The sequence below is a fragment of the Streptomyces sp. 378 genome (assembly GCF_030124145.1).
Taxonomy (GTDB): domain Bacteria; phylum Actinomycetota; class Actinomycetes; order Streptomycetales; family Streptomycetaceae; genus Streptomyces.
Window position 1 is genome coordinate 1 of sequence record NZ_JASKMS010000061.1, and the last position, 16,074, is coordinate 16,074.

General features: G+C 69.9%; 13 protein-coding genes. All 13 read left to right on the plus strand.

Going from position 1 to position 16,074, the window contains the following annotated elements; all coding sequences use genetic code 11:
• Nucleotides 1-360: 360 nt before the first annotated feature.
• The 13 genes from QNO09_RS38915 to QNO09_RS38975 all read left to right on the plus strand — a co-directional run bounded on the left by QNO09_RS38915 (nt 361) and on the right by QNO09_RS38975 (nt 16,035).
• On the plus strand, nt 361-1,344 hold the full coding sequence (locus QNO09_RS38915; RefSeq protein WP_283974959.1) for an AAA family ATPase: 984 nt from the start codon (nt 361-363) through the stop codon (nt 1,342-1,344).
• Nucleotides 1,328-2,218 (plus strand): ATP-dependent nuclease, encoded by an 891-nt coding sequence (locus tag QNO09_RS38920; RefSeq protein WP_283974960.1) that lies wholly within the window; start codon nt 1,328-1,330, stop codon nt 2,216-2,218. The genes QNO09_RS38915 and QNO09_RS38920 overlap by 17 nt, the downstream gene beginning before the upstream one ends.
• A gap of 390 nt (nt 2,219-2,608) precedes the next feature.
• The gene (locus QNO09_RS38925) at nt 2,609-3,997 is read left to right on the plus strand and encodes a TniQ family protein (RefSeq protein WP_283974961.1); all 1,389 of its coding nucleotides are present in this window, start codon (nt 2,609-2,611) and stop codon (nt 3,995-3,997) included.
• Between the two features lie 160 nt (nt 3,998-4,157).
• Nucleotides 4,158-5,012: a TnsA-like heteromeric transposase endonuclease subunit gene (locus QNO09_RS38930; RefSeq protein ID WP_283974962.1), complete on the plus strand. Its 855-nt coding sequence runs from the start codon at nt 4,158-4,160 to the stop codon at nt 5,010-5,012.
• Nucleotides 5,009-5,515 (plus strand): hypothetical protein, encoded by a 507-nt coding sequence (locus tag QNO09_RS38935; RefSeq protein ID WP_283974963.1) that lies wholly within the window; start codon nt 5,009-5,011, stop codon nt 5,513-5,515. Before QNO09_RS38930 ends, QNO09_RS38935 begins: the two co-directional genes overlap by 4 nt.
• Nucleotides 5,481-7,262, plus strand: a complete 1,782-nt coding sequence (locus tag QNO09_RS38940) for a TnsB C-terminal domain-containing protein (protein WP_283974964.1) — start codon at nt 5,481-5,483, stop codon at nt 7,260-7,262. The genes QNO09_RS38935 and QNO09_RS38940 overlap by 35 nt, the downstream gene beginning before the upstream one ends.
• Nucleotides 7,256-8,284: a TniB family NTP-binding protein gene (locus tag QNO09_RS38945; protein WP_283974965.1), complete on the plus strand. Its 1,029-nt coding sequence runs from the start codon at nt 7,256-7,258 to the stop codon at nt 8,282-8,284. Before QNO09_RS38940 ends, QNO09_RS38945 begins: the two co-directional genes overlap by 7 nt.
• A gap of 99 nt (nt 8,285-8,383) precedes the next feature.
• Nucleotides 8,384-11,596: a Helicase associated domain protein gene (locus QNO09_RS38950; protein WP_283974966.1), complete on the plus strand. Its 3,213-nt coding sequence runs from the start codon at nt 8,384-8,386 to the stop codon at nt 11,594-11,596.
• A gap of 117 nt (nt 11,597-11,713) precedes the next feature.
• Nucleotides 11,714-11,872 (plus strand): hypothetical protein, encoded by a 159-nt coding sequence (locus tag QNO09_RS38955; protein WP_283974967.1) that lies wholly within the window; start codon nt 11,714-11,716, stop codon nt 11,870-11,872.
• A complete protein-coding gene (locus QNO09_RS38960; RefSeq protein ID WP_283974968.1) occupies nt 11,869-12,846 on the plus strand; it encodes a hypothetical protein in 978 nt (325 codons plus the stop codon). Before QNO09_RS38955 ends, QNO09_RS38960 begins: the two co-directional genes overlap by 4 nt.
• A 224-nt stretch (nt 12,847-13,070) precedes the next feature.
• On the plus strand, nt 13,071-13,277 hold the full coding sequence (locus QNO09_RS38965; RefSeq protein WP_349637025.1) for a hypothetical protein: 207 nt from the start codon (nt 13,071-13,073) through the stop codon (nt 13,275-13,277).
• A 59-nt stretch (nt 13,278-13,336) separates the two neighbouring features.
• The gene (locus QNO09_RS38970) at nt 13,337-15,370 is read left to right on the plus strand and encodes a TnsB C-terminal domain-containing protein (protein WP_283974969.1); all 2,034 of its coding nucleotides are present in this window, start codon (nt 13,337-13,339) and stop codon (nt 15,368-15,370) included.
• On the plus strand, nt 15,367-16,035 hold the full coding sequence (locus tag QNO09_RS38975; protein ID WP_283974970.1) for an ATP-binding protein: 669 nt from the start codon (nt 15,367-15,369) through the stop codon (nt 16,033-16,035). The genes QNO09_RS38970 and QNO09_RS38975 overlap by 4 nt, the downstream gene beginning before the upstream one ends.
• Nucleotides 16,036-16,074: the final 39 nt, after the last annotated feature.

Genomic DNA, 16,074 nt, shown 5'->3' on the forward strand with positions numbered 1-16,074 from the left:
AGGCACCAGCCGCTCAACGATCCCCACGGGCGATAGCCTACCGAGTCAGCCAAATGAGATGACGTCTAACTGACCGAATGGCAACCTCCAGCATCACGCTTCGATCCCACGCCGGAAGATTGCCGTCATCTGGTCACTCGCGTGGGTTCGACGGCTCGGTGGCTCCGGATGGGCAGTTGCTTCCCACGGCTGTTCGAGAGCGACACGTAGGCCAGAGCCACCAACTGCACCTTCGTGTGATGGCACTCCCCCGTGTCCCGGCAGGCGCTAGAGTTCCATCTCGTTGTAAATGGGGGCGTTACACCGACGCGTTGCTGGCTGCCCACCGCACGCGCTCGTGCCGTACTGCAAGGGAGCACCGTGCGACTCGTCGAACTCAGCGTCAGCAACTTCCGTTCGTTGGGCCACGTCGAGAGTATTCCTATCCACAAGCAGACGATCTTGACCGGGCACAACGACTGCGGGAAGACAGCGACGCTGGATGCGATCGCGGTACTGCTCGGCGAACGCAGCGTTCTCGACAGCGACATCTCCGATTTCGCCGAGGCTGAGCCCGTGCGCGCAGCGCTGCCGTCGGACCAGGACGAGGAGCGGCGCACGGTCACGGTCGAGGGCAGGTTCGCTCTTTCCGCGGCGGAGGAGAAGACGCTCGGCGCTGGGCCGTTTCTCCGGGTGCGTCGACGTCATGTGGAGGGTGAGCGCGGCCGTCTGGAGTGGTTGACGAAGGTGCCTCGGAATCTGGCCCTACGGGACATCGCCGCCCTGAAGGCCGGCGATTTGAGGGACCTGGCCTCTGAGCTTGGGCTCAGGCTGCCCGAGGGCAAGCCGAACGTGAAGGACAGCTGGGCAGAGCTGCTCAACGAGCACGCCGCCGGCACCGACGACAAAGTCACCGACTGGGTCGTGGCGCCCGAGGGGATCGCTTCTGCACTTCCTCAGTTGCTGTATTTCAAGGGGGATGCGGCAGAGTCTCCCGAAGCTGTAGTACGCAGCATCCTGACGGCGAAGCTGCGTGAGTACACGTTGCGGGAGGAGACCCGGAAGAAGATCACGGATCTGGAGGAGGAGTTTGCCGCTCTCCTCAAAGACGACGTCGTCCGGTTGCAGAAGCTGGTAGAGGAGCGGTGCACGTTCGATGCATTCACCGTGGATCCGGGCGTCCAGTTCCGGCCGACCGTCAACAGCCTGTCCTTGACCGCTGCAGCTCCGGGCCAGCGGGCCGTGTCGTTGACAGCAGCAGGTTCTGGCCGGTCGCGTCGTGTTTCTCTGGCGCTGTGGGAAGCCAGTCAGGAACTGCCTGTCGGAGGATTCCGACGATGGCCCCGGCGTGATCATCGCCTATGACGAGCCCGACACCCATCTGGACTACGACCACCAACGCCGCATCATGCAGATGATCAAGGTGTCGGCATCGGCTGCGCAGTCCACCGTGATCGTCGCCACCCATTCACTGAACCTGATCGACGGCGTCGACATCCAGGACATTGTGCACCTCAACAGCCGGGACGGACGTGCCTACGTACAGTCCCTCGGTGCGGAAGACGACGACGAAGACACCCGCAGGTTCATGTCGAACATGGCCCTCTCCCTGGGCTTTCGAAACAGTGTCCTGTTGCACGAACGCTGCTTCGTCGGTGTGGAGGGCCCCACGGAGTACGCAGCCCTGCCCATCCTCTTCAAGCTGGCGTTCGGATACCCCATCCAGTCCGCAGGCATCGCCCTGTGGGACTGCAAGGGCAACGACGGGGCCCTGAGCTTCGCCAAGTTCCTCAAAAAGCACAAGCGCACCGTGGTGTTCCTGGTCGACGCCGACACGATGCGCGACAAGCAGAAGCAGTTCAACATCGACCGTCTGAAGAAACAGGGATTCACCGAGGCCGACTGTCTCTTCCTCGGAGATCCCAACGAGCTCGAGGACCTCTTCAGCGACGAACAGTGGGCCGACACCATGAACGCCGTCTGGCCCCGCAAGGACGAACGGCAGTGGGCCGCCCAGGATGTGGGTAATCTGCGCCAGACGGGGAAGTTCAGCAAGTCGTTGCACGGCCTGCTGCGCCAGCACTCCACCACCTCGCCCAACGGCAAGGAAGACATGGTCGTCGAGCTCACCCGTCGGCTACGCACAGCAGCCGACGTCCCGCGTCCCCTGGTGAAGTCCTTCGAGGATGCGATCAAGGTCGCCCGGGAGGCAGGTCTGGCCTACTGGCCCGAGGACTGACCACGCCGCAGTGAACGGCGTGCTTGCATCCGGCTCAGGCGCTGCTCACGCGTGGGCTCCTCCCACGCATGCACCCCGACGGACGACACCCAGCGCCGCCCGTGCCGGCTCTGCTCCTCACCACACCACCGGCACCCTGACGGCGCGGGAGGGCCTGCATGGCGAACGCGCACAGTCATGGCATGCACCTCAGTACTCTCCGCTCGTTGTGCCGGTGACGTACTCAAAGACTCCCACGCACCACTGACAATCGGCAGACCGGCGTCCCAGCACGGCAGCAGGCGCCAGATGCCTCACCGGCATCCGGCACGGGATCCCCTGTGTGTATCGGTGGGTTCGATTAGAACCTGAAGACGTGGTGTAAGCCGAAGAGGACATCGAGGTGAGGTGTTGGCAGTCGGGGTGTTGCGGACCGTGCCGCTGGACGGTGAGCTGACCTCATCGCTGATCAACCGGGTGGCGGCCCGCTGCCGCCTCCCAGCCAGCAGCGTGCTGCGGCTGTGGACGTGCCGCAACTCCGCCGCCCGCCACGACGGCGGTGGCATCCGGGCGGATGCAGAGATCGTCCTCAACGAGGCCGGGCGGGAGGCGCTCGCCGAGCTGTGCGGGGTAAAGCGGGAGGTGCTGACGCACGCTCTGCCGGCGTTCGCTGTGGACGACCCCAAGATCAGCGCCGGCCGGGAGGCCGGGGTGGTGCAGGCGCGGTGGAGGGTGGCGAGCACGGCGGCGGGTGTGGCTGCCTATGGCTGCCGGCTGTGCACCGCGCGGCGTACCGGGCAGGCGCTTCGGGCGGTGCGGTACGTGCCACGGTGGCAGCGTGTCTGTCTGCGGCACGGGCGCTGGCTGCTGGACGCGGATGCCGACCACCCGCTGGAGCACCTGGAGTTGCGGCGGCTGCCGGAGGTGGTGGGCGCGCAGCGGCGGTGGCCGGGCGTGGCACGGCGTGCGGTGCGCGCCGGGGTGGAGCCGGAGCAGGCGTTCACGCTGGCGCATGCGGTGGTGGCCCGCTGGTGGGAGCAGGCCCTGTCCTGGGAGCAGGAGGAGATCTGGCCGGACCGTCTGCACCATTTGGCGGGCGGCAACGCGGGATCACGGCTTGCGTGGTGGCGGATCGTGGGCCGGGACGCGGCGATCTTCCCGGAGGTGGTGGCCGTGGCGCAGGCGCTGCTGGAGCCGGCCATGGCCGAGGTGGCCTGGCAGGCAAGCGGCGGGATGCAGCCTCGGGCGCGGAGCGCCGACGACCCGTTCTGTCACCGGCTGGGCGAGCGGGTGGGCCGCACCTGGCTGGGCCCCGAACTTGCGGCCGACCACGGCAGCCCGCTGAACGATTGGAAGGGCGCGATCGTGCGCGCCCGCCGCCACGAGACGGGGCCTCCGGACTGGCCGGAGGATCCGTGGCGGCTGAAGCGGGAACAGCAGCCCGCCACGATGGCCGGCCAACTGCGCGTCCTGGCGGCAGAGCAGCAGGCGGGCGGCTCGGGTACCCGGTGGCGGGCCACCGTTCCTGTCGAACAACGGTTCCGCATCACGCAGTTGGTCGACGAGGCGCGCGAACAGCTGGTGGAGCTGCGCGGCGTACACAGCGGCACCACCGCCGAGGTGGCCCGCACGCTGCTGGAGCACCTCAGTCAGAGTGCCGAGCTGATCGACCGGGCCGTGCTGCATACCGCCGCCGCGGCCGTCGCCTCCGGGGTCGCGCTGGAGGAGGTGGCCCAGTGGTCCCGTCTGCCCGCCGAGGAGCTGGCCGCGGTGTTCGCCATGGGTGAGGGCGAGGACTGACACAACGGCCTGCCATGGGAACGTGAAAGTGCGGGACTTCGCACTGACACCGGTGCCCGGGCGCGGCACCCTGGGTGCGCGCAGCCCAACATCCGGCGGTTGCACCGATGTTGCGGTTACCGGCCGGTTCTCCTGCGCGGCAGGCCAGGTATGGCGTTGTGTGGAGTACGTGATCATCGACAGCAGCCAGGAGGCCGCATCGTCCGCGGTGTCTGCGGCAGGGTGCCGCATCCCCGAGCCGCACAGTACGGGTGGTGCTGTTCGACGCGAAGACGCTGCGTCTGTAGATGCCAGCCTGATCGATGTGCGCTTTCGAGACCCTCTGGGGTGCTCGCGTCAGGTCCCGTGGCTTGAGGCTGCGCAGGACGTCGTCTTCGAGGAGAGTCCTGCGGTACGGCCTTTCCCCGTCCGGCCCGGGCGGCGGGTTGCTCCTGGCTGGTGGTGGTCGTCGACGACCGGGCGGCTGGTGGCGTACGGGTCCGGTGTCATGCGGACCGAGCTGATGCTGCTGGACCGGGATCCGGCGGTGGCGGCGCTGGCCTGCCGGCCAGTGGAACTGGTGTGGCGTGAGGACGGCAAGGCTGTCGGTCATGCGCCGCAGCTGATGGCCAGGCTTCAGGACGGCAGTGGCCTGTTCCTCGACTGCGCCGGACGCAGCGGCCCCTCTGCCCGGCTGGCAAAGCGGGCACGGGTTGTGGCGGTGGCCGCCGAGGCAGCGGGCTGGTCCTACCGGCTCGCGGGGCCGCCGGATCCGGTGCTGGTGGCCAACGTGCGGTGGCTGGCGGGTTACCGGCATCCCCGGTACGCCGCAGGTCCGTGGATGCCGGCTCTGCTGGAGGCCTTCGGCAGTCCGCGGCCGGCGGTGGAGGCGGTGTGTGAACTGGGGGATCCGATCGCCGTGTGGCCTGCGGTCTTTCACGCGCTGTGGAGCGGTGTGCTGCGGGTGCGGCTGGACGAACCGCTGCACGAGCACGTTGTCGTCTCGGTCGCACGGCAGGAGGCCGAAGCAGCGTGACGCAGGCGGTTGTCGAAGTCGGGGCGCGCCTTCGCTACGACGGACGGGTATGGACGCTCGCCGTGCTGGAAGGCGCCCGGGCCACGCTGGTGAGTGACGAGGGCGCCTCTGCGGTGGTGCTGCTGCCCTACCTGTTCGCCGATCCGTCCTTCGAGGTGGAAGGCGGGCCGGCGCCGGGGAGGGTGCCGCCGTTCGGGCTGCTGGAGGCACTGCCGGTCGAGGTGCGGGATCGGGCTCTGGCGTGGCAGCGGCATGTGCGGGAGGTGGAGACCGGCTTTCCTGACGCGGTCGGGCAGGGCGCCCCGCGTGAGCAGTTCGATCCGGCGACACGGAGCCTGGCGCAGCGGGAGCGGGCGAAGGCCGAGGAGTTGACAGCGGCAGGCTGGGCGGCGAGTACGGCGACGGTGCGCCGGATGCGTGCGCGCTACCGCAGCGAGGGCTTGTGGGGGGCTGGTCGACGGCCGGGCGGTGCGGGAGCGGTCGGCCCTGGGGCGGGCCGATGAGCGGGTGGTCGCGGCAGTCAGGAAGGCGCTGGAGGAACAGCGGGAGCGGTCGACGGGCACGCTGGTGCGGCTGCGCCGCCAGGTGGGCTGGCTGCTGGAGGAGGAGTACGGCCCTGGGGCGGTGGCCCTGCCGCCGGCGTCGACGTTCAACCGGCTGGTGCACGCGGTGGCCGACGGACAGGGCCTTTTGGGGACAGCCACACAGCGGCGCTGGCATGCGTCGCGGCCAGCACCTCCGTTCACGCCGACGGTGGCACTGCGCCCGGGTGAGCTGGTGATGCTGGACAGCACGCCGCTGGATGTCCTGGCGGTGCTGGACGATGGTGTGACCGGCCGTCTTGAACTGTGTATCGCGCTGGACGTGGCGACGCGCAGCATCTGCGCCGCGGTGCTGCGGCCGGTGGGCACGACGTCGGCGGACGCGGCGATGCTGCTGGCGCAGATGGTGGTGCCGACGGCGATGCGGCCGGGCTGGGATGCGGCGCTGTCCATGCAGCGGTCGGTCATCCCCTACGAGCGGCTGATCGCGTTGGACGCGCGGCTGGAGCAGGCGGCCGCCCGGCCGGTGATCATGCCGGAGACGGTGGTCGTGGACCAGGGCCGGGTGTATGTGTCGGCTTCATTCATCTCCGCGTGCGAGAGCCTGGGGGTGTCGGTGCAGCCGGTGCCGCCGGCGAACGGCCCGGCGAAGGGGAACGTGGAGCGGGCCTTCCGCGCCATTGCCGACGGGTTCAGCCAGTACCTGCCGGGCCACACCGGCTCGGACGTCTCCCAGCGGGGCGCGGCCGCGGAGCAGGATGCCTGCTGGAGCCTGACGCAGCTTCAGGAACTGCTGGACGAGTGGGTCATCTGCGGGTGGCAGGAGCGCCGGCACGAGGCGCTGCGGCACCCGATGATGCCGCGCATCGCCGTCTCCCCGAACGAGATGTGGGCGGCTTTGGTGGCGGTGACCGGTCATGTACCGGTGCCCTTGTCCGCCGACGACTACGTCGAGCTGCTGCCTCTTCGGTGGCAGGCCGTCAACGACTACGGCATCCGCTTCGGCTACCGCACCTACGACCACCCCGGCCTGAACCCCTACCGGCGCCGCCGCTCACCGCGGGCGGACAAGAACGGCCGGTGGGAGGTCCACCACAACCCCTACGATCCGAACCGGGTGTGGGTGCGCCTGCCCGAGGGCTGGCTCGAGGTGCCGTGGGTCCACGCGGCGGCGGTCAGGCGCCCGTTCACCGCGTTCACCTTCGACCACGTCCGCCGCACCGTCCAGCGCCGGCATGGCCGTGAAGAGCACGAGGCGGCGATCGCCCAGGCACTGGATGAGCTGCTGCGCCGTGCCAGCCAGGGACTGGGCAGCAGGCGAGAGCGGACGGTAGCCGCCCGGGCCCAGGCGGCCGCGCAGATGACCGATTCCGCCCCCGCCACCGCCCCGCAGCAGTGGCCTGCGCCTCTGGCGCCGGGGGCCTCGTTCGGGCTGCCCGGTTCCTTCACCGTCCCGCTTGAAGACGGCGACGGCTGGGACACCGACGACAGCCTGGACGACCTCGAGGACGACCCGGACGGCGAGGACTACCTTCTCGCCGCCCTCGCCGACGGCCAGGACGCCGCAGCAGACCATGCGGATGAAGCCGAAGCATCCAGGCCGACGGGCGAAACGGACCGGGACCAGTCCGCTGAGCAGACGCTGGACACCACCGGGGCGGGCGGCATGCGCATCTACGACCCGTACCAGGAGGCCCAGGCATGGTGACAGCGGCCCAGCCCGCCACCACGAGCACGTTCAGTCCGCTGACCACGTGGGACGGGTGGCAGCAGTTCGTCGATACGCCCCACGCACCGGCAGGGGACGCCGGCGACCAGGAATGGACGCTGGAGCAGCGGGAGGACTACCACGCACGGTTCGTGGTGCTGAAGACCCCCGCCATGGACACCATCTCCACCGCGGTACGCCGCCTGCTGCTGCTTAACCGCGGCCAGCAGGGCGGAGCCCGGCGCGGCCTGATCATCTCCGGGCCGGCCACCACCGGGAAGACCACCGCGATGCAGCAGCTCGGGCGCACCGTCGAACTCGCCGACCGGCGCCGCCACCCCAACCAGGACGGGCGGCTGCCGGTGCTGTTCATCACCGTGCCGCCGTCCTCCACCCCGAAGATGCTCATCAGCGAGTTCGCCCGCTTCCTCGGCCTGCCCGCCCTGGAACGGATGAACCAGATCCAGATCACCAACGCCGTGTGCGAGCTGCTGTGCGAGATGAGCACCCAGCTCGTCCTGGTCGACGACGTGCACCTGATGGACACCCGCAGCCGGGCCGGCGCCGAGACCTCTGATCAGCTGAAGTACCTCGGCGAGCGGATCCCGGCGACCTTCGTCTACTCCGGCATCGACGTCGAGACCTCCCCCCTGCTGACCGGCGTGCGCGGCTCCCAGCTCGCCGGCCGCTTCAAAATCGTGCGCAACCAGCCGCTGCGCTACGGCAGCGGCGCGGACCAGCAGATCTGGCACGACCTGGTGCACAGCATGGACAGCGCCTTGCGGCTGCGCCGCCACCGGCCGGGCACGCTGGTCACGCACGCCGCCTACCTGCACGCCCGCACCGGCGGCCGCATGGGCAGCCTCTCCCACCTCATCCGGGAAGCCGCCCTGGTGTCCCTGCTGGACGGCACCGAGAAGATCACCAAGAAGCTCCTCGAACAGATCGAACTCGACACCGCCGCCGAACAACGCGCCCGGGCACCGCACCGCCGCCGGATGCCCTCGCAACGCCAGCCCTGACCGGCGGCGTCTGCCTCAACCGTCCGTCCAGCTCCCCCGTTTAGCCACAGCTCGGATGCCGGTACATCCAAGCCCGCCAGGAACGGCCTCTGTTCCCTGATGCACGACTTTCCTCCACCACAGCCGCAGCCGCCGCGTACGGCGACGGCACGTCTGGGGCCGGTGCGGCTCGCGCCACTGCGGGGCGAGACGAACCTGTCGTACCTGGACCGGCTGGCCGACCGCTACCGGCTCGGCGTCCGAGACCTCATCCCGGCACTGCTCCAGGTCGGCGGAGGCCTATTCAAGGGCTACCGAACGGACGGCGAGGTCTACCTCAACGCCGAAGCCCGCGCCCGCGTCTCCGCGTTCTGCCGCGTCCCCGAAGAGGTCCTTCAGCGGGCCCTGCCCGCCTGGACCGCCCAAGAACCCCTCTCGCCGGACGGGGCGGGGGCAGCCGGGCGGTTCCGCTTCGGGAGCGTAGTGCCCGCTGCGGGAGAAGGCTGCCGGTTGTGCACAGCCGCACGCACCGGACGGACCAAGCCCGCACGGGTGTATCTGCAGCCGCACACCCGGATCTGCCCGCGCCACCGGCGCTGGATGCTCGGAACCCACTGGATCGACGGCGCGCCGGCCGACACCGAGCAGGTGGACCTGGCGGGGCTGGCGGAGGTGGTCGCGGCGCACCGGCGGCATCTGGATCTGCTGCGCCATCGGCCTGAAGCCGTTCGTGCGTTCGAGGTCGCGCATGCCGTGGTCGTCTCCTGGTGGGCGCAGCAATGGTCCGAAGAAGAGCAGTGGCCGCGCCGAGTACGCCAACTCACGCCGCAGGGGGCCGATCCCGGCTGGTGGCGGCTGCTGGCCAGGGACGCGGTCACCTACCCCGAGATCGTCGCCCTCACCTCGGTCCTCACCGATGAACGCACCAGGCAGCGGCTGCTCGCCGACACCGGCGGACATCTGCCTCACACGCTCGCTCACGTGCCTGGTCTGGTCGGCGAACTGGCGCGGGTCACGGGGCGGCCGTGGCTTGTTGAGCGGATCGCCTCGACCTCGGCCGGTCCTTTGCTGCTCTGGGCGCAGCACTGCGTACGGGCCGCCGCGGACGCAGCCGTCGCCGACCGGCTGTGGACGCTGCACATGGCGCACCGGCCCCGCCCCATCGCCCGCGAACTCACCGCCTACCGCGACGCCGCACAGCAGCCGGAGAAGGCTGCGGGCGGTGGACAGCTGCACCTGGGGCTCCGGCACAGGTCGGATCAGGCGTTCACAACGGGGCTGGCACACGCCCGTGCCTACGCCGCGGTACACGGCCATCTCGCCGCCCCGATCCACAGCCGGTTCGACGGCTTTGCCCTGGGCCGATGGCTGTCGAATCATCGGAAGTTCCCGGCGATGCCGCCCGAACATGTCGCGGAACTCGAGGCGCTGGATCCGTGGTGGCGGCCGCCGTGGACGGTGATGTGGCAGCGCTTCTACTACCAGGCCCGTGACCACGTCCGCGCCCGCGGACCCTTGCGGCCCGACCGCGGCTTCCCCACTACCAGCTTCGGCCTGGGCGAATGGCTGTACAACCAGTGCACCGGCTACGACGAGCTGCACCCCGCACAGCAGCGCCTCCTGGCCGACATCGGCCTCACCCCCGAGAGCGCCCGGGCGGCCCGGCCCCGCCGCAAGCACATGGCCAGCCACTTCCAGCGCGCCCTCGCCTGCGCCCGCGCCTTCGCCGAGGCCCACGGCACGCTGGTGAACGCGACCACTGACACCGTCCAGGACGGACTGAAGCTGGGACAGTGGCTGTCCAACCAGCGCAGCAAGGACCGCGCCTACCAGCACCGTCACGGCGCCCCCTCGTCCCGGGCGCAGGCGCTGTCGGCGATCGATCCCTGGTGGAACCCGCCCTGGACACTGGAATGGCAGCGCTCCTGGCACCAGTCACACACCCATGTCCGAGGCGGCCACGTCCTGGAGCCCGCGGCGGGATTCCCCGGCATCAGCAGCGCGCTCGCCACATGGCTGACCACCCAGTGCGCCCAGTACGACACCCTCCAGCCCGACCAGCAGGACCTGCTCGCATGTATCGGACTGACAGGGGAGACTGCTCGCAGCGCCGCCGCCCGGCCCGCCGAGCGCGAGGTCGACTTCGCCGTCGGTCTCGGATACGCGCGCTCCTACCACGCGACGCACCGAACCCTCGCTGCCGCGATCGACACCGTCCACGACGGATTCCAGCTCGGGCGGTGGCTGCGCCGGCAGCGCCAGCACGCCCGTTCCGACGCCGACCGGGACACACCTCCTTCTTCCGCGGCGAAGGCGCTGGACAGGGTCGATCCCTGGTGGTGCCCGCCCTGGACCCTGGCGTGGCAGCGCACCTGGCAGCACATCCACGACCAGATCGAAGCCGGCCACCGGCTCGACGCCGACCACCACTTCCGCAGCTTCGCCCCCACCCAGCGGGCCTGGCTACGCCTGCAGCGCACCCACTACGACGACCTGCATCCCGACCAGCAGCGCCTCCTGGCCGACATCGGCCTCACCCGCGAAGCCGCCCACACCCGGCCCCTCACCCCGTACGCCGAGACCGCGCTCGCCCACGCCCGCGACTACGCCGGCACCCACCACACCTTGGCCGCCGCCTACTCCACCGTCCACGACGGCTTCCCCCTCGGCCGCTGGCTCAACGACCAACGCCAACAGGCCCGACGCGACACCACCCCCAGCGCCCGCCACCAGGCCCTCGCCGCGATCGACCCGTGGTGGAACCCGCCCTGGGACCTGGCCTGGCAGCGCGCCTGCACCCGCGCCCGCACCACCCAGGCCCGCCCCCACGGTGTCCCGGCCGACGTACGAACTTGGATCAGAGCACAACACGCCGCCTGGCCCCATCTACGCCCCGAACAGCAACAACTCCTGACCGACCTGGGCATCGCCCCCGTCGGCCGCCGCCGGACCAGCCGCGTCTACCCCTCAAGTCCCGGACTCGCCCACGCCCGCGACTACGCCCAGGCCCACGGCCACCTCTCCCCCAGCGCCGACACCCACCACGACGAGTTCCCCCTGGGCCGCTGGCTCGTGCAAAAACGCCGCGCAGCCCGACAAGGCCGCCTCTCCCCCACCACCACCCAGGCACTCGACACCATCGACCCCTGGTGGAACCCACCCTGGCCCAGCATCTGGCAACGCACCTACCAGCAAGCCAAGTTGCACCACCACACCGGCCAGGACCACTCCCCCACCCTCCAGCGATGGACCGACAGACAACGCACCCGCTGGAACACCCTCCACCCCCAGCAGCAACACCTCCTCACCACCATCGGCATCCGCCCCAGATAGAACCGACAACACCACCACTGTCAGACCCATACGGAACAATCCCGCCATGGACGATTTCCTCGCGACACAGTTCCTGAGCGCGGACCTCGAAACGGCCTGCCCGCCTGCGGTTACCTGATGTGGGTTCGCTACTCGGAGATCGTGGCCCAGACCGCCGTGACCTGCCCCTGCTGCTACACCCACATCTGGCTGGTCGACGAGACCGGCGTCGCGCAGAACGCGGGCGACGCCGTCCAGCAGCAGATCGCACAAGCTCTGAAAGGCCTCTTCCGGTGAAGTATCAGCAGCGCCTCCAGGTAGCCGTACGCGAACGCCTCCGCAAACTGGTGACCGCGCCCTACGCCAGCGCCGGCCACGAAGTCCACCTCGCGGTCACCTGGATCAGCAGCCAACCCGCCCTCAAAGGCATCCTCGAGGAAGCAGCCCGGGCAGAACCAGGCGTCGACCGGGAGCGGTTCCGCACCGCACTGACCCGCAGCGGCCGGTTCGTCTGGCCCAGCCGAACCGAACAAGGGCGAGCCACCCTCATCTGGGAACTGATGCAGGACATTGCTTCCAAGGAAGCGAGCGATCCCAAAGTCGGACTGCGTGCCGCGATCGGCTACAGCATGCAAGGGCCCCATCAGAACAGGTGGCGTAAGTTCGCCGAGGACATCCTGCAGCCCCTGTTCGACTTCCTCAGCGAGCGCGTCGGTGCCGAGAGCAGCATCCTGCACACCCTCGAGCGCTACCGGACCCGCATCGAATGGTTCGACCGCGAAGAGCTGTACGCGCGCTTCGAAGCCGACCGCGCCAATGGCGAAGAGGTCTACAACCTCGACCTGCAGCGCTTCCTCTTCCTCGAAGGCGACCACATCACCCACGCCAAGCCTCGCTCAGCCTCCGGCGAAGCCGACCTCGTCGGCGACCTCGACGGCCGCGACCCCCTCGTCTGCGACGGCAAGATCTTCGACGGAAGCGGACGGGGCAAGCACTACCTCGTCAAAGGGCTGCACCAGATCGTCAAGTACGCCCACGACTACGGGCAGCACACCGCCTACCTCGTCATCTACAACATCAGCGACAAACTCCTGGAACTGCCCACCGACGGCACCCCCGCAGCCTGGCCCCCGCACACCGAACTCGCAGGCGTCCGCGTCTACTTCATCCACGTCCGCGTGGCGCCACCCACCACCACCGCCAGCAAAGCCGGCAAAGCCACCCGCGTCACCCTCACCCGAGACGACCTCGCCAACCCCGACACCACCTGACGCCGCCCCACCAAGTAGCAGCCCACTGGAACTGCACCACACCCGGCCAACCTGCACAGACGACGTACACACAGGTCAGCCACCACGGCCCCAACCAGAACCACTCCCCGAGCACACCGGGCACCGCGAATAGCACTCAGAAGAACTGAGAAACCCCAGCTTGAAGCCACAGCGACAACGTAGAAAGACTGGGCGACGACAGCAACGCCGGCCAGCCCGGCCTGATGCCCGCTGTCTTGGAGGCGTTCACGCGGCCGCGGCCGCTGATCGAAGGCGCCAGCGCGGCCGGCGACCCCATCGAGGTCCTGCCCGCCGTCTGTCACGCCCTGTGGCACGGACAGCTGACGGCCGGCCTGGACACGCCGCTGCACGAACGCGTCCCCGTCGGCCCGCGGGACTGGAGCGGCCCCCAGAGCGGAGATGCCCGGTGACCGCGCGGCGCAATGCCCGGCCGGCCGTGAAGGTCGGTGCTCACATCCGCTTCCGTGGCATGAAGTGGCAAGTGGTCGCCCTGTCGGGACAGGACATCCACCTCGTCGGCCCGGACGGCGGCGGTGAGGCCGTGCTCGCCGGGCACCTGTTCGCCGACCCCGGCTTCACCGTCGTCGGGGCCGATGCGCCTCAGGCGGCCCCGCAGTGGGGGCTGTTCGAGACCGCCCCTGCCGCGGCGCGTGAGAAGGCGCTAGCGTGGCAACGACACGTCAGGGAAGTCGAATGCGGCCTGCCTGGCGGGCCCGGCAGCGAAGGAGCAGTGCGCGAGCAGTACGACCCCGAGCGGTACACGCTGGCCGAACGGGAGCAGGCCAAGGCCCAGGAGCTGACCGCGCTCGGATTCGGCCGGGTCTCGCGCACCACGGTGCAGCGCATGCGGCTCGCCTACCGCAAGCAAGGCCTGTGGGGGCTGCTCGACCACCGCACCACCCGCGCTTCCCGCCCCACCGGCCGGGCCGACGAACGGGTCGTCGCCGCCGTCCGCGAAGCGCTGCGCCGCCGCCGCGGCCGCTCCAAGGGCACCATCAACGGCCTGTTCCCGCTGATCAACCAGATCCTCGAGGACCGGCACGGCCCAGGCACCGTGCCCGCGCCGTCCCAGGCCACGCTGTACCGGCTCGTCACCAACCTCGCCCGGCCCGGCGAACTGCCCTGCGGACCCGTCCGGCAAGTACCGGCGAGCGTCGACGGGCGGGCATTCTCCCCAGCTACGGCGCTGCGACCCGGCGAGCAGGTCCAGGTCGACACCACCCGCCTGGACGTCCTGGCCCTCTTCGACGACGGGCGTCTGGCCCGGCCCGAACTGACCATCGCCGTCGACGTCGCAACCCGCGCCATCCTCGCCGCCGTGCTGTGCCCGAGTGCGACAAAAGCCGTCGACGCGGCGCTGCTGCTGGCGGAGATGGCCGTCCCGCACCCCGCCCGCCCCACTTGGCCGGACATCCTGCGCATGGACCACGCCCCCGCTCTCCCCCACCAGCGGCTGGCCGCGCTGGACGCGCGACTGGCCGCCGCGGCGGCCCGGCCCTTCGTCCTGCCCGAGACGATCGTCGTCGACCGCGGCAAAGTCTTCGTCTCCGCCGCGTTCACCGCCGCCTGCGAACACCTCGGCATCAGCGTCCAGCCCGCCCCGCCCCGCGCCCCTACCGCCAAAGGCATCGTCGAGCGGACCTTCGGCACCATCAACGCCCTGTTCTGCCAGCACCTGCCCGGCTACACCGGATCCGACGTCACCCGCCGCGGCCCCGACACCGACAAAGACACCTGCTACAGCGTCCCCCAGCTCCAAGACCTCCTCGATGAGTGGCTGGTGCACTACCACCACCGGCCCCACGAAGGCCTGCGCCACCCGATGATGCCGAGAAAGGCCCTCACCCCCAACCAGATGTGGGCCGCGCTGGTCGCCGTCGCCGGGTACGTGCCCGTCCCGCTCACCGGCAGCGACTACCTCGAACTGCTGCCCGTGCGCTGGCAGGCCATCACCCCCGCCGGCATCACAATCCACCACCGCACCTACGACCACGATCTCCTCGCCCCGTACCGCGGCCAGGCCTCCCCCGTCGCCGGCCGGGGCGGGAAATGGGAAATCCACTACAACCCCCACGACGTCCGCCAAATCTGGATCCGCCTGCCCGACGGCGAGCTCACCGAAATCCCCTGGATCCACCGCGACCACGTCCATCAGCCGTTCAACGACCACACCTGGCAGCACATCCGCACCCACGCCCACCACAACAACCACGACGACAGCCAGCAGCATGAGGCCGGCCTGGCCGACGCCCTCGACCAGCTCATGCGCCGCGTCCACAGCGGCCACGCCACCAGAACCGAACAAGCTCTCCTCGCCCGCGCCACCACGCTGCCGGTTCTGGCCGCACGGCACCCGCAATCCGGCACCGGCCCCATAACCGGCGAGTCGGCGCAGCACGGAGAGGACGACAGCATCGACGACCTCCCCGAGGACGACACCCGCCCCGCCGCGGCCGCCGGATTCGGGCTCTACGACGCATACGAGGAAGCCGACAAGTGGTGAACACCCGCCCCCACCCCGCAGCGCACCAACCGCCCCGCGCACCCGCCGACGCGGGCAGCGGCAACACGGCCGAACCTTCCTGGCCCCTGACCACCTGGCAGGGCTGGCACCGCTTCGCCACCACCAACCCGCCCGCCCCGCCACAGCCCGACGACCCGCCCCGCAGCCTTGAGGAACGCCTCGCCTACCACTCCGCGTTCGTCACCATCCGCACCCCCGCCATCAGCAAGCTCGCCACCCAGGTCCGCACCCTGATGGTCCTCGGCCGCCACCAGCAGACCACCGCACGGCCCTCCCTGATCGTCACCGGACCCGCCGCAGCCGGGAAAACCACCGCCCTGCTGAACGTCGGCCGCGCCTGCCACCTCGCCCACACCCGCAAGAACCCGCCCCCGCCCGGGTCAGCCCACGCCACGGCACCCGTGGCGTACGTCCTGGTCCCTCCCGGCGCCACCGCAAAAACCCTCATCACCGAATTCGCCCGCTACCTCGGCATCCCCGTCACCACCCGCATGACCCAGACCCAGATCACCGACGCCGTCTGCCACACCTACACCCAAGCGGGCGTCCAACTCGTCCTCATCGACGAAATCCACCGCCTCAACCCCCGCACCACCACCGGCGCCCAAACCGCCGACCTGATCAGTGGGCGGTTCGTGAGTTGATGTCCGTTCCGGACTTGGTTACTGCTTCTTGCTGAAGGT

What these genes read in the sequence shown, in the direction of transcription:
- QNO09_RS38945 (WP_283974965.1), top strand. Translation starts at nt 7,256, where the DNA reads ATGGTGACAGCGGCCCAGCCCGCCACCACGAGCACGTTCAGTCCGCTG.
- QNO09_RS38950 (WP_283974966.1), top strand. Translation starts at nt 8,384, where the DNA reads ATGCACGACTTTCCTCCACCACAGCCGCAGCCGCCGCGTACGGCGACG.
- QNO09_RS38955 (WP_283974967.1), top strand. Translation starts at nt 11,714, where the DNA reads ATGTGGGTTCGCTACTCGGAGATCGTGGCCCAGACCGCCGTGACCTGC.
- QNO09_RS38965 (WP_349637025.1), top strand. Translation starts at nt 13,071, where the DNA reads ATGCCCGCTGTCTTGGAGGCGTTCACGCGGCCGCGGCCGCTGATCGAA.
- QNO09_RS38970 (WP_283974969.1), top strand. Translation starts at nt 13,337, where the DNA reads ATGAAGTGGCAAGTGGTCGCCCTGTCGGGACAGGACATCCACCTCGTC.